Source organism: Segatella copri (assembly GCF_019249655.2).
Taxonomy (GTDB): domain Bacteria; phylum Bacteroidota; class Bacteroidia; order Bacteroidales; family Bacteroidaceae; genus Prevotella.
Window position 1 is genome coordinate 2,686,643 of sequence record NZ_CP137557.1, and the last position, 21,501, is coordinate 2,708,143.

Annotated in this window: 20 protein-coding genes and 2 tRNA genes; 9 read left to right on the forward strand and 13 right to left on the reverse strand. The window is 48.8% G+C overall.

Annotation, left to right across the window (positions count from 1 at the left end):
- Positions 1–208 precede the first annotated feature (208 nt).
- On the reverse strand, positions 209–1,417 hold the full coding sequence (locus KUA49_RS11030; protein WP_218413132.1) for an L-serine ammonia-lyase: 1,209 nt from the start codon (positions 1,415–1,417) through the stop codon (positions 209–211).
- Positions 1,418–1,461: 44 nt separating this feature from the next.
- Positions 1,462–2,223 carry a peptidylprolyl isomerase gene (locus KUA49_RS11035; protein ID WP_218413131.1) on the reverse strand — a complete coding sequence of 254 codons (762 nt, stop codon included), beginning with the start codon at positions 2,221–2,223 and terminating at the stop codon, positions 1,462–1,464.
- Positions 2,224–2,346: 123 nt separating this feature from the next.
- Between KUA49_RS11035 and KUA49_RS11040 the strand changes: the two genes are divergently transcribed.
- On the forward strand, positions 2,347–3,330 hold the full coding sequence (locus KUA49_RS11040) for a hypothetical protein (RefSeq protein WP_218413130.1): 984 nt from the start codon (positions 2,347–2,349) through the stop codon (positions 3,328–3,330).
- 212 nt (positions 3,331–3,542) lie between these two features.
- On the opposite strand, the gene KUA49_RS11045 is transcribed toward KUA49_RS11040, so the two are convergent.
- The 6 genes from KUA49_RS11045 to KUA49_RS11070 all read right to left on the reverse strand — a co-directional run bounded on the left by KUA49_RS11045 (position 3,543) and on the right by KUA49_RS11070 (position 10,527).
- Positions 3,543–4,658 (reverse strand): UDP-N-acetyl glucosamine 2-epimerase, encoded by a 1,116-nt coding sequence (locus tag KUA49_RS11045; protein ID WP_218413129.1) that lies wholly within the window; start codon positions 4,656–4,658, stop codon positions 3,543–3,545.
- Between the two features lie 32 nt (positions 4,659–4,690).
- The gene (locus tag KUA49_RS11050) at positions 4,691–5,644 is read right to left on the reverse strand and encodes an SPFH domain-containing protein (RefSeq protein WP_203038790.1); all 954 of its coding nucleotides are present in this window, start codon (positions 5,642–5,644) and stop codon (positions 4,691–4,693) included.
- 59 nt (positions 5,645–5,703) lie between these two features.
- Positions 5,704–6,156 (reverse strand): NfeD family protein, encoded by a 453-nt coding sequence (locus tag KUA49_RS11055; protein WP_203038788.1) that lies wholly within the window; start codon positions 6,154–6,156, stop codon positions 5,704–5,706.
- 106 nt (positions 6,157–6,262) lie between these two features.
- Positions 6,263–7,222, reverse strand: coding sequence for a M48 family metallopeptidase (locus KUA49_RS11060; protein WP_218413128.1), 960 nt, complete (start codon positions 7,220–7,222; stop codon positions 6,263–6,265).
- Between the two features lie 90 nt (positions 7,223–7,312).
- A complete protein-coding gene (locus tag KUA49_RS11065) occupies positions 7,313–8,869 on the reverse strand; it encodes an ATP-binding protein (RefSeq protein WP_218413127.1) in 1,557 nt (518 codons plus the stop codon).
- Positions 8,870–9,015: 146 nt separating this feature from the next.
- Positions 9,016–10,527: a glycoside hydrolase family 10 protein gene (locus tag KUA49_RS11070; RefSeq protein ID WP_218413126.1), complete on the reverse strand. Its 1,512-nt coding sequence runs from the start codon at positions 10,525–10,527 to the stop codon at positions 9,016–9,018.
- Between the two features lie 199 nt (positions 10,528–10,726).
- Here KUA49_RS11070 and KUA49_RS11075 point away from each other — a divergent pair, with 199 nt between their 5' ends.
- On the forward strand, positions 10,727–11,950 hold the full coding sequence (locus KUA49_RS11075) for a transposase (protein ID WP_153093847.1): 1,224 nt from the start codon (positions 10,727–10,729) through the stop codon (positions 11,948–11,950).
- 50 nt (positions 11,951–12,000) lie between these two features.
- Here KUA49_RS11075 and KUA49_RS11080 read toward each other — a convergent pair whose 3' ends face one another.
- Positions 12,001–12,645 (reverse strand): trimeric intracellular cation channel family protein, encoded by a 645-nt coding sequence (locus KUA49_RS11080; protein ID WP_218412797.1) that lies wholly within the window; start codon positions 12,643–12,645, stop codon positions 12,001–12,003.
- A gap of 24 nt (positions 12,646–12,669) precedes the next feature.
- Positions 12,670–13,944, reverse strand: a complete 1,275-nt coding sequence (locus KUA49_RS11085; protein ID WP_218412798.1) for a replication-associated recombination protein A — start codon at positions 13,942–13,944, stop codon at positions 12,670–12,672.
- 175 nt (positions 13,945–14,119) lie between these two features.
- Between KUA49_RS11085 and KUA49_RS11090 the strand changes: the two genes are divergently transcribed.
- From KUA49_RS11090 to KUA49_RS11120, 7 genes are all read left to right on the forward strand, one after another.
- Positions 14,120–14,932, forward strand: coding sequence for a hypothetical protein (locus KUA49_RS11090; protein WP_203050233.1), 813 nt, complete (start codon positions 14,120–14,122; stop codon positions 14,930–14,932).
- Positions 14,933–14,990: 58 nt separating this feature from the next.
- The gene (locus KUA49_RS11095; protein ID WP_203038777.1) at positions 14,991–15,212 is read left to right on the forward strand and encodes a hypothetical protein; all 222 of its coding nucleotides are present in this window, start codon (positions 14,991–14,993) and stop codon (positions 15,210–15,212) included.
- Positions 15,213–15,246: 34 nt separating this feature from the next.
- Positions 15,247–15,414, forward strand: coding sequence for a FeoB-associated Cys-rich membrane protein (locus KUA49_RS11100; RefSeq protein ID WP_256624848.1), 168 nt, complete (start codon positions 15,247–15,249; stop codon positions 15,412–15,414).
- Between the two features lie 128 nt (positions 15,415–15,542).
- A tRNA-Cys gene (locus KUA49_RS11105) sits at positions 15,543–15,613 on the forward strand.
- 48 nt (positions 15,614–15,661) lie between these two features.
- Positions 15,662–15,732 (forward strand) — tRNA-Cys (locus KUA49_RS11110).
- A 521-nt stretch (positions 15,733–16,253) separates the two neighbouring features.
- On the forward strand, positions 16,254–16,592 hold the full coding sequence (locus KUA49_RS11115; protein ID WP_218412799.1) for a WxcM-like domain-containing protein: 339 nt from the start codon (positions 16,254–16,256) through the stop codon (positions 16,590–16,592).
- 44 nt (positions 16,593–16,636) lie between these two features.
- A complete protein-coding gene (locus tag KUA49_RS11120; protein WP_218412800.1) occupies positions 16,637–17,818 on the forward strand; it encodes a DegT/DnrJ/EryC1/StrS family aminotransferase in 1,182 nt (393 codons plus the stop codon).
- 2 nt (positions 17,819–17,820) lie between these two features.
- Here the strand turns inward: KUA49_RS11120 and KUA49_RS11125 are convergent, their stop codons facing one another.
- The 3 genes from KUA49_RS11125 to KUA49_RS11135 form a co-directional block, all read right to left on the reverse strand.
- The gene (locus tag KUA49_RS11125; RefSeq protein WP_256624852.1) at positions 17,821–18,492 is read right to left on the reverse strand and encodes a hypothetical protein; all 672 of its coding nucleotides are present in this window, start codon (positions 18,490–18,492) and stop codon (positions 17,821–17,823) included.
- Between the two features lie 323 nt (positions 18,493–18,815).
- Complete coding sequence (gene leuB, locus KUA49_RS11130; protein WP_006846817.1) at positions 18,816–19,877, reverse strand: 3-isopropylmalate dehydrogenase; 1,062 nt, start codon at positions 19,875–19,877, stop codon at positions 18,816–18,818.
- A gap of 23 nt (positions 19,878–19,900) precedes the next feature.
- The gene (locus KUA49_RS11135) at positions 19,901–21,499 is read right to left on the reverse strand and encodes an alpha-isopropylmalate synthase regulatory domain-containing protein (protein ID WP_218412801.1); all 1,599 of its coding nucleotides are present in this window, start codon (positions 21,497–21,499) and stop codon (positions 19,901–19,903) included.
- Positions 21,500–21,501: the final 2 nt, after the last annotated feature.

A 21,501-nucleotide genomic window follows, 5' to 3' on the forward strand; every position in this document is an offset into this window, starting at 1 on the left:
AGGAAGACAGGAGAAGACAGACTGCTATTACTAAAGTACTTAAACTAAATCGTTTTAATCTGTTATAAATCATCTAATTAATAAAAAGCTTTTGCCCTTTCAGGGCGCATTGCTAACTGCTATTTTTTACCCAGGGTGTTACCCTGGGCTAGGAGCTTCTGCCCTTTCAGGGCGTGCCGGGAAGTCCGAGTATTCTACTTCAGGGCAATTATTCTCCTTTAAAGCCTTTTGCCAAGCCGCCCTCACTAGTTTCCTTGTAGAGCGATGGCAGGTCGTGACCGGTTTGTCTCATCACCTCTACCACTCTATCGAAGGATACGCTGTGGTGACCATCAGAGAAGGAGGCGTAGAGGTCGGCATCCAGGGCACGGGCGGCAGCAAAGGCGTTGCGCTCGATGCATGGAATCTGAACCAGGCCGCAAACAGGGTCGCAGGTCATACCCAAGTGATGCTCCAATCCCATTTCGGCAGCATACTCCACCTGGGCGGGACTGCCTCCGAAAAGCTGGCATGCCGCAGCCGAAGCCATCGCACAAGCCACGCCTACCTCGCCCTGGCAACCCACATCGGCACCACTGATAGAGGCATTGTTCTTCACGATGTTACCCACCAGTCCGGCAGTAGCCAGGGCACGGAGGATGCGGTCTTCGCTCATATCGTGTGCCGTATGCATGTGATAGAGTACGGCAGGAAGCACGCCGCAGGCACCACAGGTAGGTGCCGTAACGATGGTGCCGCCCGAAGCATTCTCTTCGCTCACCGCCAGGGCATAGGAATAAACCAAGCCGCGGCTCTGCAGGGAAGCCCGATAGCCCTTTGCCTTGATATGATAGGTGGCAGCCTTGCGCTGAAGCTTCAACGGACCAGGCAGCACACCCTCGTGGTTGAGACCGTTGCGGATAGACTGCTTCATGGTTTCCCATATCTTACGGAGGAAGTCCCAGATGTCCTTATCCTCGCATTTCTCTACGTATTCCCAGAAGGCACGACCATTCTCGTAGCACCATTGCTGGATATCAGCCATGGTATGAAGGTCGTAAACATCGTCTGCGCCCAGTTCCTCGTGGCCCTGGATGCCATCAGAAAGGGCACCGCCGCCGATGCTGTACACCGTCCACTCGTCGATGACGTCGCCATTCAGGTCCTTGCCCACAAACTTCATTCCGTTAGGATGGAAAGGCAGGAAGGTTTGAGGCTCCCAGTTGATGTGCACGATATGCTTCTTCAGCACCTCCTCGATGGCAACATCGGTCATGTGACCCTTGCCGGTAGCAGCGAGGGCCCCATAGAGTGTCACCTCGTAAGAGGAAGCATTGCCACATCGCTCCAGGAAGAGCTTGGCGGCACGCTGGGGACCCATGGTATGACTGCTCGATGGTCCCTTTCCTATTCTGTACAATTCCTTTAATGATTTCATATCCGTCTCGTCTATAATGTTTTGGTTATTAAATTGTTAATTATTTATTTCACCTGAGTTGCTTTCTTGATGACGATATCATCCAGCGGACGATCGTTATTCTCCTTGTTGGTAGCAACATTCTGGATTTTACCTACCACGTCAAGGCCTTCCAGCACCTCTCCGAACACGGTATATCCGTTGTCAAGATGCGGCACGCCACCATATTTAATATATCCCTGCTGCAGTTCGGCGGATGGGATGGCATACGACTTGCCCTCTCTCTTCTCCTTCTCCACATAGTATTCCATCTGTCGAGGCGAGAAGTTTCTGCCCCAGGTGATATAGAAATCGGTGGAAGCCGAAGCCTTGGTTGGGTTCTCATCGTCTCCCTCGCGAGCCGCACAAAGCTGTCCACGCTTGTGGTAGTACTTAGGATAGATGATTTCGGCAGGCACGGTATAGTCTACATCAAACTTCTCAACCTTTCCCGGAGTCACCTTTCGGCAGGAGTAGTCACCACCCTGAATCATGAAGTTCTTGATGACTCGCTGGAAGATGCAGCCGTTGTAATAGCCGCTGTTCACGAGTTTCAGAAAGTTGTCGCGATGGTGCGGCGTGTCGTTATAGAGGGCCACACGGATGTTGCCCATCGTGGTTTCGAGCAGCACCTCGTGGCAGGTGGTGTCGCGAGGAGTCTCCCATGGGAGAAGCTGTGCCTGGCCTGCCTTTGCATCCGAAGCATTCTGCTGTGCATTCGTCTGAGCCTGCGCATTTACCGAACAAGCCATCAGCAAGATTGCGCAGAAAGATAGTATTTTTTTCATTTTCTTATGAATTTTATCGAATCAATTGTTATCGATTGCAAAGATAATGATTTTATTCTAAAAAGTTATGCTTTTCTCGAACTTTCTTTATATCTTTGCGTTCAAAATAAAGAAAATGATAAAATGATGATAAAAAAGAGATTATATCTTCTTCTCTTGGGCTTCGCTCTGTTTGGAATGAAAGCCCAAGCGCAACATGTGAGCTTCGGACCTCTGCATAGTCCCGACAGTCCGCGCGAGGATTGGCTGCTGCCTGGCGACACCGTTTATCAGGACGGAAAGACCGTGGTTTATGGCGGCAAGCCGATGAAGCATACCTATACCCCACTGAGGCATATCGCTTCCGGTTCATTAAATGACGAGATTTACGGAATGAAGGATTGTTTAGGGGATGGATTGAATAATGCCCTAAAGAATCCGAAGGATAGCGATTATTATAATAATCCGATTTCCAACCTTGCCAATAGCGGGGCTTTCGGGGATAGATTTGGAAATGATGGATTTGGAAACGGATATGGCTGGAACCGATATGGCTACGGCTGGGGACTGCACAAGGGATTGAATCTTTCGATAGATCTCTCGGTTTTCGCTACTTTCGGCAAGAATGCCCCTCACTGGGGCGGCTTCACCCAGACCATCAACGCCACCTATCTCACACCTCTCACCAAGGACAACAAGTTGTGGATGGCGCTGGGCACCTACATCAACAACATCAATTACGGAAGCGACAACTTCCACGATGGTGGCGTGTATGGCATGCTGGGGTATAAATTCAACGAGCATTGGGAGGCTTTTGTTTATGGTCAGGTGAGCGTGGCTAATAATTATAACTCTATATATAATAGGTATGCCGGATATGGCTATGGCCCATTTGGTTATAGAGGATATGGCTATGGTCCATTTGGTTACGGCATGTATCCCGGAGCCTGGGGCATGGGTGTGATGCCAGGCGGATACGGCATGGGTGCCGCCGGTGCCAACGTATTGGGAGCCGGAGTAAGATACACCAACAAGAATTTCTCCATCGGAGTGAGTGTTGAGGGGAATTGGTATAATACCCCAAAGACACCTACCTATTATAAGCAATACGATTATCCGGTGAAATAAACGAAAGCCCCACACGGGCTGAAAGCCCAGAAGCTCCTAGCCCAGGGCAACACCCTGGGTTTACAAGGTATATAGCAAAATCGCCCTGTAAGGGCAAAAGCTTCTCATACACAAAGCTTTTGCCCTTACAGGGCGACAAACTTGCGCTCATGATTACCCAGGGTGTTGCCCTGGGCTAGGAGCTTCTGCCCTTTCAGGGCGTCTGGATTTTCTTATTCTCCACAAATAATCTGAACGATGCGCTCGGCCGATCTGCCATCCCATCTATCCGGAATGCCGGCCTTCTTCCATTCGCCCTTCACAATCTTCTCCATCGCCAGCTGCAGCTTCTCAGGGTCTTCGGCTACCAGCTCGTTCGTACCCACGGTCACCGTTTCCTGGTGCTCGGTATAACTGTTCAGCGTGATGCAAGGCACACCGTTGAAGGTAGCCTCCTCAGCCACATTGCCCGAATCCGTGATCACACCCATGGCATGGGCAGCGAGATAAGAGAAGTCGAGATAGCCCTGAGGCTGCACCACCATGATGCCCGACTGATGATCAGCCACATCCTGGTAAGCCTTGAAAGCCAGCACGAATCCCAATGCCTTGCCACGCAGAGGCGCCAACACCTTGATGCCCGCCTTTCTTGCCACCCCATCGATGGTGGAAATCAGCTTTTTCATCTCCTCAATGTTGTTCACTATCGCCTTGCGGTTCAAGGTAAGCAACAGATACTTGCCTTCCTCCAGATGCTCCTGGTCCATCACGGCAGGGCGCTGCATGCGCTGCTGCAGGAATCGGATGTTGTCGATGAGCACATTGCCCACCATATATACCTTAGAGAGTTCGGCTCCCTCCTTGTTGGCGATGCTGTTGTTCGAGATACCCGCCGTGAAGAGGATATCCGACAGACCATCAATCACCAGTCGGTTGATTTCCTTCGGCATGGTGATATCGAAGCTGCGGGTACCTGCCGCGATATGCGCCAGCTTCACGCCCTGCTTCTTGGTAACGATAGCCACGGCCATCGTAGAAGCCAGGTCATCTACCACGATGACCACATCCGTAGGATGCTGCTGCAGATAGCGCTCAAACTGAGCCATCACCTGTCCGGTAAGCTCGTTCATGTTCTCGCAGTCCACGCCCAGATATACATCCGGCTTCCTGATGTCCAGATCAGAGAACAGAGAGTCTTCCAGCGTCTCGTCGTCCTCACGACCCGTGAACACCAGTTCATACTCCACCCCTTCGCCCTGCTTCTGGGCGTTCTCTATCGCTCTAATCACCGGAGCCACCTTAATGAAGTTAGGTCTCGCTCCGGCTACAATACAAATTTTCTTACTCATACTTTTAAGTTTACTTACTGTTAGACAAAAATTTACTTACTGTTAAACAAATCCTTGATGCCACCGATGGAACCCATCAGATTGGTAGCCTCGTATGGCAGATAAACCACCTTGTTGTCCTTGCCCTGAGCCACCTCTTGCATCATGGTGATATACTTCTGTGCAAGCAGATAGTTGGCTGGGTTGGTGCTCTGGCCCACCGCCTCGGTAATCTTCTGGATGGCAATCGCCTCAGCCTCAGCCTTGCGGATGCGCGCCGTAGCCTCACCCTCGGCTCTGAGGATAGCCTGCTGCTTGGCAGCCTCAGCCTTGTTGACGATGGCAGCCTTCTCACCCTCAGAGAGCAGGCGCTGCTTCTCCTTCTCACCTTCACTGGTCAGGATGGTGGCACGCTTGTTACGCTCAGCCTGCATCTGCTTCTCCATCGCCATGAGCACGCTCTCGGGAGGCGTGATGTCCTGCAACTCCACACGGTTCACCTTGATACCCCACTTGTTGGTGGCATCATCGAGCACGGCACGGAGCTTGGTGTTGATGGTATCGCGCGAGGTAAGGGTCTGGTCCAGCTCCATCTCTCCGATGATGTTACGCAGGGTGGTCTGGGTCAGCTTCTCTATGGCGTTAGGCAGGTTGTTGATTTCATACACGCTCTTGAAAGGATCCACAATCTGGAAATAAAGCAGCGCATTAATCTGCATCTGGATATTATCCTTGGTAATCACATTCTGTCGGTCGAAGTCGTACACCTGTTCACGAAGGTCGATGTTGTTGGTATAGGTATATCTACCTCCACGCATCGCCACGATGGTCTTCGCCTGGTCGATGAACGGGATAATGATGTTGATACCCGGCTTCAGGGTGGCATAGTAGCGACCCAATCGCTCGATAATCTTGGTCTCACTCTGGGGAATGATCACGATGGTTTTCTTTACCACAACCAGTGCAAGTAACACTAGAGCGATTAATACATAAAGTCCTATTTCCATGATGTTTATAATTTAAATTAATACTTTTTCTATAGCTTTCTTCGGGTTGCGGCAAGATGCTAGAACTCCTCAACCTGCAGGATGATAGACTGATGTCCCTTCACCCTTACTCGGGCTCCCTCGGCGATATCCTCCCTGCATCCGGGTGCCTCCGCCTTCCAGTCGTCGCCATCGAGCTTCACTCTTCCGTATCCGCCCGCCACAATGGTCTGGGTCACCTCTCCTATCTGTCCCTTCAGGGCATCCGAATTGCTCTTGCGCTCATCGGCACCCTTTCGGATAGCCTTCACCAGATGCGGACGGATCAGCAGGATACTCATCACGGAGCATACCGCCCATACCACCACCTGCACCCAGAAGGGAGCATCCATCACCGCCACCGGTATGCTGATAAGCGCACCGATGGCAAAACAAGTTACGTAGAAGTCGCCCGAAGACAACTCCAGAATCAGGCAAATGAACATAATGACTGTCCAGAATAGCCATAGGTTTTGAGAGATGTAGTCCATCATAATATGAATTCTATTATTGAGATTTTACAAATAGCATCCAACACTCCTTGGGGGATATTTTAGGCGTTACCCCCTTATCTCTTCTTCGTTGAAGAAACCGCTCATTCTACTTCTTTGTAGACGAGAAACCGCTTAGCGAACTGGCTTTGATGGTTCTTACCGGAGTCTTTGAAATCTTGGAAGATTTCGATGACTTCGATGATTTTGAAGACTTTGAAGATACACCAGAAGTAGAATATGCTCCATTCTGCGGCTTGTAATACTTCAAGGCAGTAGGCATCGCCGCTTTCAGGGCTGCGATTCGCTTGGCATCCGAAGGGTGGTCGCTGAAGAGATCACTCTTGTTGCTGTTGCCCGAAGCCGCAGCCATGCGCTCCCAGAAAGGAATCGCCTGCTGAGGGTCGTAGCCTGCCATGGCGGCGAAGATAAGACCCATGTAGTCAGCCTCCGTCTCGTTTTCACGCGAATACTTCAGGTTGCGGAAAGAAAAATACTGTCCTGCCACGGCACTCGCCATGTCGCCCACACCGCTTCCCACAGTCTGGTTGAGCACACTGCCCAGGATGCTGGTGCCCACCTGCTGGTTCTGCGCCTTCGACATCTGTTCGGCGCTATGCTTAGCCACGGCGTGCGCTATCTCGTGTCCCAGAACGATGGCGAGCGAATTGTCGCTCGAAGCCACTGGGAGCAGTCCTTCGTAAACCACAATCTTTCCACCCGGCATGCAGAAGGCGTTTACGCTATTATCCTGCACCAGGTTGAATTCCCAGGAATAGTTCTGCAAGTCGTTGGCATATCCGTTTTCCTTGAGATAGGTTTCCACGGCAGCCGCCAGCCTCTTGCCCACTCTCTCCACCTGCGCCGTCTTCGTGGCATTGGTAGATTTTTTGGCAGAAGCCATATATTTGGTATATTCCTGGTTCGACAAACTCAACACCTGCGCATCCGAAACCGAGATGCGGTGTGTTCTACCGGTCAGAGGCACGGTCTGCGTGGTGCCGCAGGAAGCCAACATCAAAGTTGTCATCGCTCCCAGCGCCCAAACTCTCATTCTCTTCTTTTTCATCTTTATATTTTGTTTACATTATACAATTCATTATATCAATTCAATCTCTGCATCAATTTATTATATTAATTCAATCTCTGCATCAATTCATTATATCTTCCATTCCAGGCAGTTCACCTCGTCCTTCACCGAGAAGTTCAAGCCTATCTTCACCACCTTCTTGCCGCTCATCTTGAAAGCATCGGCATAGTGCTTTGCCTCTATCTGGGCGAGAGCCTCCTCGGCACTCTTGTTGAATTTCAGCTCCATCACGTAGATGATATCTGCAGTCTCCATCGTGATATCGATTCTGCCCTTCGCCGTATGCTGCTCCACGAGGATATCATAGTTGGTGAGCAGGGCAAACATGATGTAGAGCGTCTGCTGCCAATGCCCCTCGTAGTGGGTGTTGTCGCAGTAAGGAATGGTTTCCAGGAAATCAGCCAGCAATTGCAGGGCTTCATCTATTTCACCACTATTAACATAGGTAGAAATATCTGCTACCACAACCCTTCCCGCATCAATTCCCGATTCAAGGTAGCCCGGCAACAAACTGTCGAACAGTCCCACCTCGATTTCCTTGTTAGGAAAGTCGAGCGTATAAACATCTATTTTCTTTTCATAATCCTTGATGGTAAGATAGCCACTCTGATACAGCAGCGGAGTGAGCGATGTCATTCTTTCCGTTGCAGCATCAAAGGATGCAGCCTTAGCCCTCACCCGCCCCAACTGCGAAGGCAGCACATGAAACTCCCTCATTTTTTCAATCAGGTAGGTAGGTGTGCCCGATCCAAACCAGTAATCATCCATTCTGCCATCAGCAAAGCAATTAAGCAGACTGTAAGGATTGAAGACATCAGGCGATGGCCAGCAGAAATGATAGCCATCATAATGGTCTTTCAGTTCCTGGATGGTCTCCTCCCTGCTCAGTTCCAGATGCTCGGCAAGAGCGTCGATGTCATCGCTCATCTGGGTCAACAGTTCCTCTTTGGTGATACCGCAGATACCAGCATAAGGCTCGTCCATGCTCACATTCTTGATATTGTTCAGCTCGCTGAAGATGCTCAGCTGCGAGAACTTCGTGATGCCCGTCAGGAAGACGAAACGGAGCATAGACTCATTGCCTTTCAAAGGACTATAGAAGTTGCGCATCGTGTTGCGGAGCTCATCGAGTTTTTCCTTTTCATGCGCCACATCCAGCAGCGGTGCGTCATATTCATCAATGAGCACCACCACCTGCTTGCCCGTCTTCCAGTAAACCACTTCTATCAAGTCATTGAACCGATTGTTGTTTCCGTTACGGTGATTTTCTATACCATACTTTTGTTCATAATCTTCCAAAAGGTAGCCCAGATACTCTTCCAGCTGCGCCTTCTCCATGTGCTTGCCCTTGCTCAGGTCGAAGTGCAGCACGGGATATTCGTTCCACTCCTTCTCCAGCTTCTCGATGGCAAGCCCCTCGAAGAGTTCCTTCTTGCCCTCGAAATAACTCTTAAAGGTAGAAACCAGCAGCGACTTGCCGAAACGGCGTGGTCGGCTCAGGAAGAAATACGTTCCATCGGTATGGGTCATACGATAGATGTATTCCGTCTTGTCCACATAGAACTTGTCCTCCTTGCGGATACGTTCAAATGTCTGAATTCCTATAGGATATAATTTTCTTGCCATAATCAAAAGCTATCTAATGAATTGCAAATATACATCAAATCCCCGAAACAACCAAGTATTTCTACGATTTTAACAAAAAATAAATCCCGACCCAGAGATTCCACTGAATCTCCGAGCCGGGAACATCAATATTTCGAAAGCTTCACTTAAAGCGAAACGGTTTTCTTCTTACCCTTGCTCTCGTTGCCTACACGGTCGAGAGCGGTGACTACATAAGTATATTTCCTGTTCTTTACGTATGGAAGCTTATAGCTGGTGCCATAAACCACCGCCTGAAGGGCTGACACATCACGGAGATCAACCTTGGCACCCTTGGCAAAACGGTAAACGGCAAAGCGGTTGGCTACATCGCCCCACTTTCTGCGGCTCGCCTTCGGAGCCTTCCAGGTGAGCATCGGACCCTGGGCTGTCCACTCCATCTTCAGGCTCTTCACCTTCTTCGGTGCCTTGTTGTCGAGGAATGGCATCAACGGTGGGAGGGCCGGGTACTTCCAGTAATAGTTGCGCAGGGTATGGCCGATGTTGCCTACATTGTCGGCAGCAGTCTTGGCATACCAGAGCACGGTTCCCTGCACATTGTTCATCTGCTGGTGCAGGCGGTGCTTGGCTGGCAACTGGTGGCTGCGTGGATTCACAGGGTCGGGATACTTGGCGGTGCGCTCGATGTCCTCGCCGATATAGAGAGGTCGGTTGCCCGCATATTTGTTCCACCACTGGATGAGGGTCTTGTAATCGGCAGCCTTGTTGCCTATCTCCCAATAAATCTGAGGCACGCAGTAGTCAATGAAGCCATTGTTCACCCAGAGGAGCACATCGGCATAGAGGTCGTCGTAGTTCTGCAATCCGAAGGTGTTGGAACCGATTGGGGAATTGCGCCTGTTGCGATAGATGCCGAAAGGTGACACGCCAAACTTGACCCATGGCTTGACAGCATGGATGGTTTCGCCCAACTGCTTGACGAAGCGGCTCACGTTGTCGCGTCGCCAGTCGCCGATGTCTCTGAATCCCCTGCCCTGCTGACGGAAGAGCTGCTGGTCTGGAATCTGCTTGCCGGCTACGGGATATGGATAGAAATAGTCGTCGATATGGAAGCCGTCGATGTCGTAGCGGCTCACGATGTCGGCAGCCACACGGCAGGTATAGTCGGCTGCCTCCTGGAGTCCCGGATTGAGGAGCACCAGGTTATCGTAGTTGAAGCAGAGATTAGGATGGGTCTTCACCACGCTTCGGGGTGATACCTGGCTCAGGGATGTGGAACCGTGCTTGGCACGATAGGGGTTGATCCAGGCATGGAGTTCCATGCCGCGGCTGTGACACTGGTCGATCATCCACTGCAAAGGGTCCCAGTAAGGGGATGGTGCCTTGCCCTGCACGCCTGTGAGGAACTTGCTCCAGGGTTCTATCTTGCTGGGATAGAGTGCATCGCACTCGGCTCTGACCTGGAAGATAATGGCATTGACGCCATCCTTCTGCAGTTCATCGAGCTGCCTGGAAAGCATCGTCTGAATCTGATGGGTACTCTTCCCCATAAACTGTCCGTTGACGCACTGAATCCAGGCGCCACGGAACTCTCGTTTGTTCTGTGCCATCAGCGATGAAGACTGGAACATCAGCATCATCGCCATCAGAAGCATCCAAATTGTTTTCTCTCTTCTCATTAATTATTGTTTAATTATTGTTATTGCTTAATTTTTAATTGTTTTTGTTTAATTATAACAATACTGCGTTAAATTAATATTTAATCGTCTGTAAATCAATAACTTATATTAAGAAATGCTTATGAAAACTTAACTATAGAAAGTTGGTCAAGTCGCTGATTTTCAGTAACTTTGCAAATCACGACAAACGCAAAATTATATGAATACAGGACTTGACCAATATATGGATATCTTTAAAGATGCAGTTGAAGATTCGGCTGCAAAGTTAACAAAAAGTTTCGAGAAAATACTCATCGAGGTGATAATTTTGTTCATGGTAATACCAAGAAAGATAAATTTCACCCAAATGGGGAGGTATGGCTCGCATGTTGAGCAAACCTATCGCAACGCATTCGGCTTAAAAAAGTCGAAAAGCATTGACTGGCTCAAACTTAATGTCTCACTTGCCAAGCGCTTCTTTGGTAAACAGGGAAGATGGGCTATTGCCATTGATCCCAGCTACATCAGCAAAGCTGGCAAGAAGACTCCACATATCGGTCGTTTTTGGTCGGGATGTGCACAGTCTGTTAAACATGGTCTCGAAATCATGGGTATTGGCCTCATTGATATTGATGCCAAAGACTGCATGATGTTAAAAGCACACCAGTCGCTAAGTAATAAAGAACTGAGTCTTAGAAACAAGACTATGGTAGATTTCTATATCAGCGTCATTAAGCGTTACCGCAAGGAACTTCTTAAACTCTCAACCCTCATAGTTGCAGATGCTTACTTCTCTACAAGTACATTTGTTAATGGGATAAAGAAAGAAGGGTTCTCTTTGATAAGCCGCTTTCGTGACAATGCTTGTCTCTTTTATGTCTATGCTGGTCCACGTACTGGAAAACGTGGTCGCCCCAAGACCAAGGATGGCAAGATTGATATGAAGAATCTTGACCTCACTCGAATGGAGAAGATGGAGATGAAAGATATAGAAGGAACAGCTTATACTTTGATAGCCTATTCCAAGGCACTCAGGTGTAAAGTTAGACTTGTCATCTGGCAGATGCCGAATGGCAAGAAGAAACTATTCTTCTCTACAGACACCTCACTTTCGGGTGAAGAAGTACTTCTTTATTATAGAACCAGGTTCCAGATCGAATTTTGCTTTCGTGACGCCAAAGGCTATACTGGTCTTATGGACTGCCAGGCTCGCGATAAGTGGAAACTCGATTTTGCTTTCAATGCTTCGTTCACATCACTAAATGTTGCCAAGGTAACTATGAAGGAGATGGGAATGGAATATTCTATGTCTTCATTCAAGTCACTGATGACCAATATTTATCTGGTGAAACGAATTTTTAAAGCAAGCGGGTACACCCCGAACCGAACTTTAATTAGCAAGATTTTCAAAGATCTCTCGTGCTTACAGCGTATAGCTGCTTAGCACATTATTGAATTATTAACGAACTATTGTTATAAATTATTCATTATAAATTATTCATTCGTCTCATCGCGCAGCGTAGGCAGCGAGATGTGGTACTTCACGGCAAGCAGGCGGATGATGCAGACCGTAAGGAAGGAGGCGGTGGACGTGATATAGACGCTCATGCCCAGATAGGTCAATCCCCAATAGCAGAGGCCACCCAGCACGCATGCCATCGCATAGATTTCCTTACGGAAGATGACAGGCTCCTCGTTGAGCAGCACATCACGGATTACGCCGCCGAAGGAACCCGTGATGCAGCCCATGATGATGGCCACCCAGAACGGGAAACCGCAATCGAGGGTTTTCTGGATTCCGGCGATATTAAACAGCGCCAGACCGAGGGTATCGAAAAGAAACCACGTGTTGTCGAGACGCTTGAGATAATGGTGGCAACCGATGACCACCAGCTGCGCAAACAGCGTACACAAAAGGTAGATGGGGCTGAGCATCCAGAAAGGATGCTGGCCAAGCATCACATCGCGGATGGTTCCGCCGCCGATGGCCACAGCCACGCCACACACAAAGCCGCCCAGCCAGTCGTAATGCTTGCTGGCGGCAAGTCGGATGCCCGAAAGGGCAAATGCAAAGGTTCCAATGAACTCGATGATGCGCTGCAGCGTCATGACAAGTTCCGGGTCTTGATGAATAGTCATTTTTTCTCGTAATAAATTATTTGTTTAGTTTTTAAACCGCTCTCCCCAGCATGTTACCATCCAGTTATACAGGCGCTCCTCGGAAGGAGAATGCTGCGGATGCCAGAAGCGGGTATCTTTCAGTTCATCAGGTAGATACTGCTGCTCGGTGAAATGACCGGGATAATCGTGCGGATATTTATAGCCGTCGTGATAGCCCAGGTCCTTCATCAGTTTGGTCGGCGCATTGCGGATATGCAGCGGCACAGGCAGATTGCCCGTCTGCTTTACGGTGGCGATGGCATCGTTGATGCCCAGGTAGGCACTGTTGCTCTTGGGACTGGTAGCAAGGTAGACCACCGCCTCGGCAAGGGCGATTCTCGCCTCGGGCCATCCTATCTTCATCACCGTATCGAAGGCAGCATTCGCCAGGAGCAGGGCGTTGGGATTCGCCAGTCCCACATCCTCGCTCGCACTGATCACCACTCTGCGGGCGATGAACTGCGGGTCTTCGCCTCCTTCTATCATGCGCGCCATCCAATAGAGCGCCGCATCGGGGTCGCTGCCACGGATACTCTTGATGAAGGCGGAGATGATGTCATAGTGCATATCGCCCTGCTTGTCGTAGGCAAGGGGATTCTGCTGAAGCTGTTCTTCTACCATCTTGTCGGTGATGACCACCTCACCGGTGCCTGCCGATTCCACCACCAGTTCCAGGATATTGAGGAGCTTCCGGGCATCGCCTCCGCTGAACCGGAGCATCGCCCCAGTTTCCTTCAGATTGATCTTCTTCTGGCTGAGTTCCACATCCTGGGTGATGGCACGCTGCAGGAGTCCCTCCAGGTCTTCCTTTTCCAGGGGTTTGAGCACGTAGAGCTGGCATCGGGAGAGTAGCGGACGGATAACCTCGAACGACGGGTTCTCGGTGGTGGCACCAATCAGTGTAACGATGCCCTTCTCCACTGCGCCCAGCAGGGAGTCCTGCTGACTCTTGGAGAAGCGGTGTATTTCGTCTATAAACAAGATAGGTGAAGCAGCGTTGAAGAATCTTCCACTCTTGGCACGCTCAATCACCTCGCGCACATCCTTCACGCCGCTGGTTACGGCAGAGAGGGTATAGAAAGGCACCTTCAGGGTTTGCGCCACAATCTGCGCCAGGGTAGTCTTGCCCACGCCCGGAGGTCCCCAGAGGATAAAAGAGGAAATGCGGCCTGCGTCGATCATCCTGCGCAGCACGGCACCCTCCCCCACCAGATGCTTCTGGCCCACATAGTCGGTAAGCGACCGGGGTCTCATTCTTTCAGCTAACGGTTCACTCATTCTATAATTCTTTTTACTTCGGTATTTTTAGCTGCAAAGATAATGAAAAAAAATGAAACGTGCACAAGAAATCGGGATAAAAGAAAAAAAATCGTGGAAATAGAAAAAAAAACGGGCTGAAAATTTGGATATATAAAAAGAAGTATTTAATTTTGCATTCAAAACATTTATAACAATGAAACAAGAAAAGACTATCACCCTCAAAACATTGTCAAAAAGCAGTGTTTGGGATATCCAGGAGAATGATGTTTTCCGACTTTGGGAAGCTGCCGAGAAAGACAACGACCTGAAGGACAATCAGCGTAGATACCTCGACATCATTCGCAGTGCATTCGAAGTTGAGCAAGTGAAAGTGGACCGCACAGAAGTGCTCGACAAGTTGATTGAACGTGGTTTCAAGATCGGCACCCTCCGCATCGACGACAAGAACGAGAAGTTTGCCATCAAGAAGCGCCCTATCATGCGTGTCACCGACCTCACCTACGAGAACATCGGTCACATCACCGCATCCAAGCTCATCGAAGTATTGGAGCGTAACTTCGGCGGTGGCTGGGACAGTCTTTCTCAGAGTATCAAGGATATCATCGAGAGCGGTTTCGACATCAGTACCACTACCCTTCCTAAGGATCGCCTGAAGAAGCCGGGTGGTCTCTACGAGAAGAAGCTGGCTGACGACTACGAGGTGCTCGTGGTGCCTAAGGGTACCTGGGTGGAGGCTATCTTTGCCAAGGAGAAGCCAAAGCAGGAGAAGATTCGCATGAGATTCATGGATGAGGACGAGTTGGACCGCAACGACGACCTGCTCGACCCAGACGAGGATGACGATGAGGATGCACCAGAGATTGAGGATCACTACAACGATCCTGATGAGGACGATGATGCATTCGATGACGACAAGCTGACCGAGGAAAGCTACCGCACCACCTTCGAGGACCCTGAGAACCTGGGACTCGACGATGCTGAGGACGTGGCTGACGACGACTACTAAGCCGCGGGAAGCTGGAGTTACTGGAATTTACACATTATTATATATAATAAAGAAAGAAATGGAAGCATTATTAGGACTGATCGCATTGATCGTGGTAGCACTCGTAGGTTGGGCTATCGCAGAATTTAAGTACAAGGCTTTCACCTTCACCCGCTCAGAAAAGGACATCGAAGAGGAGGCGGAGTTGGAAGAGCAGCATCGTGCCGACGGATTCAAGGAGATGAACATCCGTGACATCATGCGCAAGAACTCTACAAATGGCTACAACGCTGTAGGCTAAACGCCGGCGTTTTTCAGCTATAGGAGAAATTGATATGATGACTGCTCAGTATATCATCATTCTTACGATATTGGCGGCATGCATCGCGTATGCCGCCATTCGTATTTATCGGGCGTGGAAGAAGGTGAACCAGTGCCACGACCGGAATTACAAGTGTGCGGGCTGTGCTTTCTATGAGCAGTGCAAGAAGAAGAAAAAATGATTAGAATTGATTGTTTCTAAAGATTTTTTCATTATTTTCGAAAAAAGATGGCGAAAGATTTGGTGGTTTCAAAAAAAAGTAGTACCTTTGCACTCGCTTATCAGAAATGACAGCAAATAACTCTACAAGGTGTCTTAACCGAGCGGTTAGGTAACGGTCTGCAAAACCGTGTAGAGCGGTTCGACTCCGCTAGACACCTCTTAATGACTTCGTTTCATAGGAGTTAATTTGTAAAATTTTTAGACTTGGTGTCTTAACCGAGCGGTTAGGTAACGGTCTGCAAAACCGTGTAGAGCGGTTCGACTCCGCTAGACACCTCAAAAAAGAGATCCTTGTGAAAGGGTCTCTTTTTTGTTTTTATACCCCCTCTCTTCTTTCCATCACTATACTAAACTTTCGCAAGTACTTCCCCACACGCCCTGAAAGGGCAGAAGCTCCTAGCCCAGGGCAGCGCCCTGGGTAATAATGGATGCAAGCCTGTCGCCCTGTAAGGGCAAAAGCTTTATTTTTTTGGGGGAATAATTATCATTTTGCACTAAAAAGTAAATGAACATGACAGGAATTATTAAAAAATTAATTTTTTCCAAAATTAATTATCATTTTATTTTTTTATTCCAACAAAAATTCGTACCTTTGCAAACGTTATCCTGAATACAATCTTTTTACCTTAAAGAAAACTAATACCTATTGAGATAGAGCAGTTGTCTGAGAAGATAGCTGCTCTAGTTTTTTATCCCCCTATCCTATCACTTGATAACATAAACCTCTATCATCCACTTGATAACATAAACCTCTATCATTCTATACAATAAAACCCCACTCATCAGCGTTATTCTTATATGAAACAAGAAATAGCTAACATCATACAGCTTCCGAAGATATTCGACCCGCGCGGCAACCTGACCGTTGCCGAGGAGCAGAAGAATATCCCATTCCATATCAAACATGTGGAATGGCGCTATGGCATGCCTGCCGGAACCTCCCTTGAGCCTGATGCCCATCACCCGAAACTGGTGTTCATCGCTCTATCAGGATCCTTTACGATAGAAATCAAGGATGGGGAATCTACTGACTCTTTCTTCCTTAATCATCCCTATCAGGGACTTTATCTGGCAGAAAATGTAGAATTCAAGGTCAGGAATTGTTCAAGTGGGGCGGTTATCCTGCAAATTTCTTAAACAATCCTGCAACTTTCTTAATCTAAAGAACAAAAAAAAGAGAAATGAAAGAAATCAAATATTTAAGTCTGAAAGACCTGAATGCTCCTTATGAGAAAGACATTCAGCATGCCATTTCCGAGGTGGTGAGCAGCGGTTGGTATCTGCAGGGCAAGCGCATCCACGACTTCGAGGAGCATTATGCTGCGTATATCGGAACCCGCCACTGCATCAGTTGCGGCAACGGACTCGATGCCCTGAAACTGATGTTGCAGGGCGAGATGATTCTGGGCAGAATGCAGCCTGGTGACGAGGTGCTGGTAGCTGCCAACACGTATATTGCCACCATCCTCGCCATCACGAGCGTGGGTCTCACTCCCATCCTCATCGAACCAACGATAGATACGCTGCAGATGGATGATTCACTCATCGAGAGCCATATCACCGGGAAGACCCGCGCCCTGCTCACCGTGCATCTTTACGGCAAATGCAGTGTTACGCCGAACATGATAGCTATCTGCAAGAAGCATCATTTGCTGCTGTTTGAGGACAATGCACAGGCGCATGGCTGCATCTATAGAGGAAAGACTTCATCGGATGGATGGAATGGCAAACGGACGGGAAGTCTGGGCACTGCTGCCGCCCACAGCTTCTATCCAGGTAAGAATCTGGGTGCACTGGGTGATGCGGGTGCCGTGACCACGGATGACGATGATTTGGCTGAGGTAATCAGGGCATTGGGCAATTACGGAAGTGCCAGGAAATATGTTTTTGATTACCAAGGAAGGAATTCGAGAATGGATGAGATTCAGGCTGCAGTGCTTGATGTAAAACTGGCACATCTGGATGAAACCAATGAAAGAAGACAAGATTTGGCGCAATTATATCTGAAGTATCTGGGAGAAGACAATGTAAAATACCTTGGAGAAGACAAAAAGAATGGGAAGCAAGACCATGAATTGATTCCATCCAATTTGTATTCTCCAAAAGAAAGCAATGTGGTTCATATTTTCCCGATTCTTTCATCCAGAAGGGATGAGCTGCAGCAATATCTCAAGGAGAATGGCGTTGGCACGATGATTCACTATCCGATTCCGCCTCATCAGCAGAAATGCTATGCGGAATGGAATCATCTGCACCTGCCTATCACGGAGAAGATTCACCAGCAAGAACTCAGTTTGCCATGCAATCAGAGCATGACGGAAGAGGACGTGGAAAGAATTGCCGAGCTCATCAGGAAGTTTTAATGCTATTTCCTTCTTTTATCCTTTAATCTGCGATAGAAATCCTGGAGTTGGCCGGGGGCAACACCTTTCTTGATGAGTGCCTCCAACTCGGTGTAGGCATCCTGCTTCCTGCCCAGAGTTACCAGGAGGTCGATGTGGTTGATGCGGTAATCCTGATTATCCTCATCCAGCGACATCGCCTTGGCATAATCATACTCTGCCAACTCCAGCATGCCCCTCTCCTTCTCTATTCCGCCACGAGCCGCATACGCCAGAGCACTGTCAGGATACTGTTCTATCAGATTATTGATGCCATCATACGCCTCCGTATAATGCTTATCCTTCTCGTTCAGCAACGCCAAGCCCAACTGTGCCTGGAAATTGCCTGGAACCAATACCAAGAGATTCTGATAATCCAAACGGGCGAAATTGTAACGCTTCATCTTCTCATTGACGAAAGCACGATAAAAGAGACCCGCAATATTGGTATTGTTCAGAAACAACACCTTATCCAGATCGTCCTTGGCATACGCCCACTGCTCCAGCTGGATGTTCCACGCCGCCTTCTTCAATCGCAAATCAATACTGTCGGGATGATACGCCAGCACATTCGTAGCTGCCGCCAAAGAATCACGCAGCGCCTTGTTCTGCGCCTTAGAATCCGACGCATGGTTCTGCTGCGCCATCAACGGCATCGACAGCAGAAAACAACTATATAATAGGATACTTTTCTTTTTCATGCTGCAAAATTACAAATACTTCAGCAATCAACCAAAAAAGCAAAGATAAAAGTTGTTTAGGAATTTCAAAATAAAATAAACTTAAGCAAAACCTCCGTATTTTCTGAGATTATAGGATACGATATCATAGCTTAAGGGAAAATATATTTAGCCTTAAGGGAAAATATAATTAGCCTTAAGGATAAATATATATAGCCTTAAGGAAAAAAAATATCTTCCTTAAGGCTATTCAAATCAAAATTCTATCTTGTAAGAATACTTCTAAAGATTAACCTAGATTAAGCATTCTTGATCCAGTTGACAATCCATGCGCCAACCTCTGTTGTGCCATACTGTGCACCACCCTCTACCTGAATCTCAGGAGTTCGGACATTGGCATCGAGAGAAGCATCTACTGCCTTGCGGATCAAAGCGCCCTCCTCGTTCAAACCGAAGTGCTCCAGCAACATTGCTGCAGAAAGAATCTGAGCTACTGGGTTTGCCAGGTTCTTGCCAGCTGCCTGTGGCCATGAACCGTGAACAGGCTCGAACAATGGTGTGTGCTCACCCAATGAGCTAGATGGCTGCAAGCCCATAGAGCCGGTGATGCAAGAAGTTTCATCGGTGAGGATATCACCGAAGGTGTTCTCTGTAACGATGACATCGAAGAAGGTAGGCTCAGTCAACACGCGCATAGAAGCGTTGTCGATGAACATATAGTCGGTGTTTACCTCAGGATACTGTGGCTCCATCTCCTTGGCAATCTGACGCCAGAGACGAGAAGATGCCAATACGTTTGCCTTATCTACCACGGTGAGGTGCTTGTTGCGCTTCATGGCAAACTCGAAAGCTACCTTCAGGATGCGCTCAATCTCAGGACGGGTGTAGATATCGGTATCGTATGCCTTGTCGTTATCCTGATACTTCTCACCGAAGTACATACCACCAGTCAACTCGCGGATGACTACGAAGTCTGCACCTTTCAAGAGCTCATCCTTCAATGGAGACTTGTGGAGCAGGCAATCGAATGTAGCCACTGGGCGGACATTGGCGAAGAGGCCCAACTTCTTACGCATAGCGAGCAAACCCTGCTCAGGACGAACCTTGGCTGTAGGGTTGTTGTCGAAACGTGGGTCACCAACGGCTGCAAAGAGCACTGCGTCAGCATCCATACAAGTCTTGAAGGTCTCCTCTGGGAATGGATCACCTACCTCGTCGATAGCGTGAGCGCCGCAGATTGCCTCGTTGTAAGTAAACTCGTGGTTGAACTTCTCTGCAATGGCCTGCATTACTGCTACGCCCTGCTTCATAATCTCTGGTCCGATACCATCACCGGCGAGAACTGCAATGTTTAATTTCATCTTATCTGATTTTTTAATTGTTTTTATTCCATATCTAAATTTCGAGGCGACGCTGGCTGTTCATCGCTCTTATCTGCCTCATACATATTAAGCATTTTGAGCGTTGCCTTGATAGCAGCCTCCGTCTGGTCGGCATCCAAGCCTCGGGTGCGCCAGATGCGGTCGCCTTCACGCCAGGTAATGACGGTCTGGACAAGGGCATCGGTACGACCACCGGGTGGGATGGTTACCTGATAGTTGTCGAGCTTAGGGAAGGTCTTGCCGAGCTTCACCTTATAGATGTTGCGGAGGGCTTTTACGAAAGCATCATACTGACCATCGCCTGAGCTCTGGTCTTCATACTCCTTGCCATCGATTTCCACCTTAACACTTGCTATAGGCTTCAAACCATAAGAGGTTGAAACCATGTAACTTACCAGTTTCACCTTATCCTCCGGAGCGCCATGCTTCAGCACATCGCTCACGATGTATGGCAGATCGTCCTGGGTTACCAGCTCCTTGCGGTCGCCGAGTTCGGTGATTCGCTTGGTCACAGCCTTGGTCTGTTCCGGAGTCAGTTCCAATCCCAGTTCATTGAGGTTCTGGATGATGTTAGCCTTACCGGAATTCTTGCCCAATGCATACTCACGATGTCTGCCGAAACGCTCAGGCACCAGGTCGTTACAATAAAGCTTGTCCTTGTTGTCGCCATCGGCATGCACACCAGCTACCTGAGTGAAGACATTATCGCCCACCACAGGGGTATTTGGAGCCACGGCGATGCCGCTGTATCCTTCAACCAATCGGGAAATATCGTTCAGGCGGTCTTCCTTGATATTGGTCTTTGCCCCAAACATATCCTTCAGAATCACCTGAACGCTCGCCAATGGTGCATTGCCGCAGCGTTCGCCCAAACCATTCACGGTAACGTGAAGACCCTTGGCGCCACTCAATACGGCAGCCAGCGAGTTGCTCACAGCCAAATCGTAGTCGTTGTGGGCATGGAAATCGAATTGAGAATCCGGATAACGGCGAACCATCTGGCGCATATACTCCACACACTGCAATGGGTTCAGGATACCCAGAGTATCAGGAAGCAGGAAGCGCTTGATTGGCAGTTTCACCAGCTCGTCCATCATCATGAAGAGATAGTCACGGCTGTCGCGCATACCGCTCGACCAGTCCTCCAGATAGAGATTTACGGTGAAATTCTTGCTCAAAGCATAATCGATGGTCTGCTTGATATGAGCGAGATGCTCCTCAGGCGACATCTTGAGCTGCTGGGTGCAGTGCTTATAGCTACCCTTAGCCAAGAGGTTGATGACATGACCACCGCATTCGGCAATCCAATCCACGCTCTTGTTGTTATCCACGAATCCCAATACCTCAACGGAATCCAGTTTACCTATGGTCTTGGCATAACGGCAAATTCGAGCGACAGCATCCTTTTCGCCTTCCGACACACGTGCTGAAGCCACTTCAATGCGATCAACATTGATATCATGCAACAGCATTCTTGCTATCATCAATTTCTCGTGAGGAAGGAAACTGACACCATTGGTCTGCTCGCCGTCACGCAGCGTGCAGTCCATGATCTCAATCTCCTTGATGCGGGAATTATCTCTCTTTGCGTTAACGTTCATAA

What these genes read in the sequence shown, in the direction of transcription:
- KUA49_RS11075 (WP_153093847.1), top strand. Translation starts at nt 10,727, where the DNA reads ATGAATACAGGACTTGACCAATATATGGATATCTTTAAAGATGCAGTT.
- KUA49_RS11055 (WP_203038788.1), bottom strand. Translation starts at nt 6,156, where the DNA reads ATGATGGACTACATCTCTCAAAACCTATGGCTATTCTGGACAGTCATT.
- leuB (WP_006846817.1), bottom strand. Translation starts at nt 19,877, where the DNA reads ATGAAATTAAACATTGCAGTTCTCGCCGGTGATGGTATCGGACCAGAG.
- KUA49_RS11060 (WP_218413128.1), bottom strand. Translation starts at nt 7,222, where the DNA reads ATGAAAAAGAAGAGAATGAGAGTTTGGGCGCTGGGAGCGATGACAACT.
- KUA49_RS11035 (WP_218413131.1), bottom strand. Translation starts at nt 2,223, where the DNA reads ATGAAAAAAATACTATCTTTCTGCGCAATCTTGCTGATGGCTTGTTCG.
- KUA49_RS11090 (WP_203050233.1), top strand. Translation starts at nt 14,120, where the DNA reads ATGAAACAAGAAAAGACTATCACCCTCAAAACATTGTCAAAAAGCAGT.
- KUA49_RS11100 (WP_256624848.1), top strand. Translation starts at nt 15,247, where the DNA reads ATGATGACTGCTCAGTATATCATCATTCTTACGATATTGGCGGCATGC.
- KUA49_RS11030 (WP_218413132.1), bottom strand. Translation starts at nt 1,417, where the DNA reads ATGAAATCATTAAAGGAATTGTACAGAATAGGAAAGGGACCATCGAGC.
- KUA49_RS11095 (WP_203038777.1), top strand. Translation starts at nt 14,991, where the DNA reads ATGGAAGCATTATTAGGACTGATCGCATTGATCGTGGTAGCACTCGTA.
- KUA49_RS11040 (WP_218413130.1), top strand. Translation starts at nt 2,347, where the DNA reads ATGATGATAAAAAAGAGATTATATCTTCTTCTCTTGGGCTTCGCTCTG.
- KUA49_RS11050 (WP_203038790.1), bottom strand. Translation starts at nt 5,644, where the DNA reads ATGGAAATAGGACTTTATGTATTAATCGCTCTAGTGTTACTTGCACTG.
- KUA49_RS11070 (WP_218413126.1), bottom strand. Translation starts at nt 10,527, where the DNA reads ATGAGAAGAGAGAAAACAATTTGGATGCTTCTGATGGCGATGATGCTG.
- KUA49_RS11120 (WP_218412800.1), top strand. Translation starts at nt 16,637, where the DNA reads ATGAAAGAAATCAAATATTTAAGTCTGAAAGACCTGAATGCTCCTTAT.
- KUA49_RS11085 (WP_218412798.1), bottom strand. Translation starts at nt 13,944, where the DNA reads ATGAGTGAACCGTTAGCTGAAAGAATGAGACCCCGGTCGCTTACCGAC.
- KUA49_RS11080 (WP_218412797.1), bottom strand. Translation starts at nt 12,645, where the DNA reads ATGACTATTCATCAAGACCCGGAACTTGTCATGACGCTGCAGCGCATC.
- KUA49_RS11135 (WP_218412801.1), bottom strand. Translation starts at nt 21,499, where the DNA reads ATGAACGTTAACGCAAAGAGAGATAATTCCCGCATCAAGGAGATTGAG.
- KUA49_RS11045 (WP_218413129.1), bottom strand. Translation starts at nt 4,658, where the DNA reads ATGAGTAAGAAAATTTGTATTGTAGCCGGAGCGAGACCTAACTTCATT.
- KUA49_RS11125 (WP_256624852.1), bottom strand. Translation starts at nt 18,492, where the DNA reads ATGCCGTTGATGGCGCAGCAGAACCATGCGTCGGATTCTAAGGCGCAG.
- KUA49_RS11115 (WP_218412799.1), top strand. Translation starts at nt 16,254, where the DNA reads ATGAAACAAGAAATAGCTAACATCATACAGCTTCCGAAGATATTCGAC.
- KUA49_RS11065 (WP_218413127.1), bottom strand. Translation starts at nt 8,869, where the DNA reads ATGGCAAGAAAATTATATCCTATAGGAATTCAGACATTTGAACGTATC.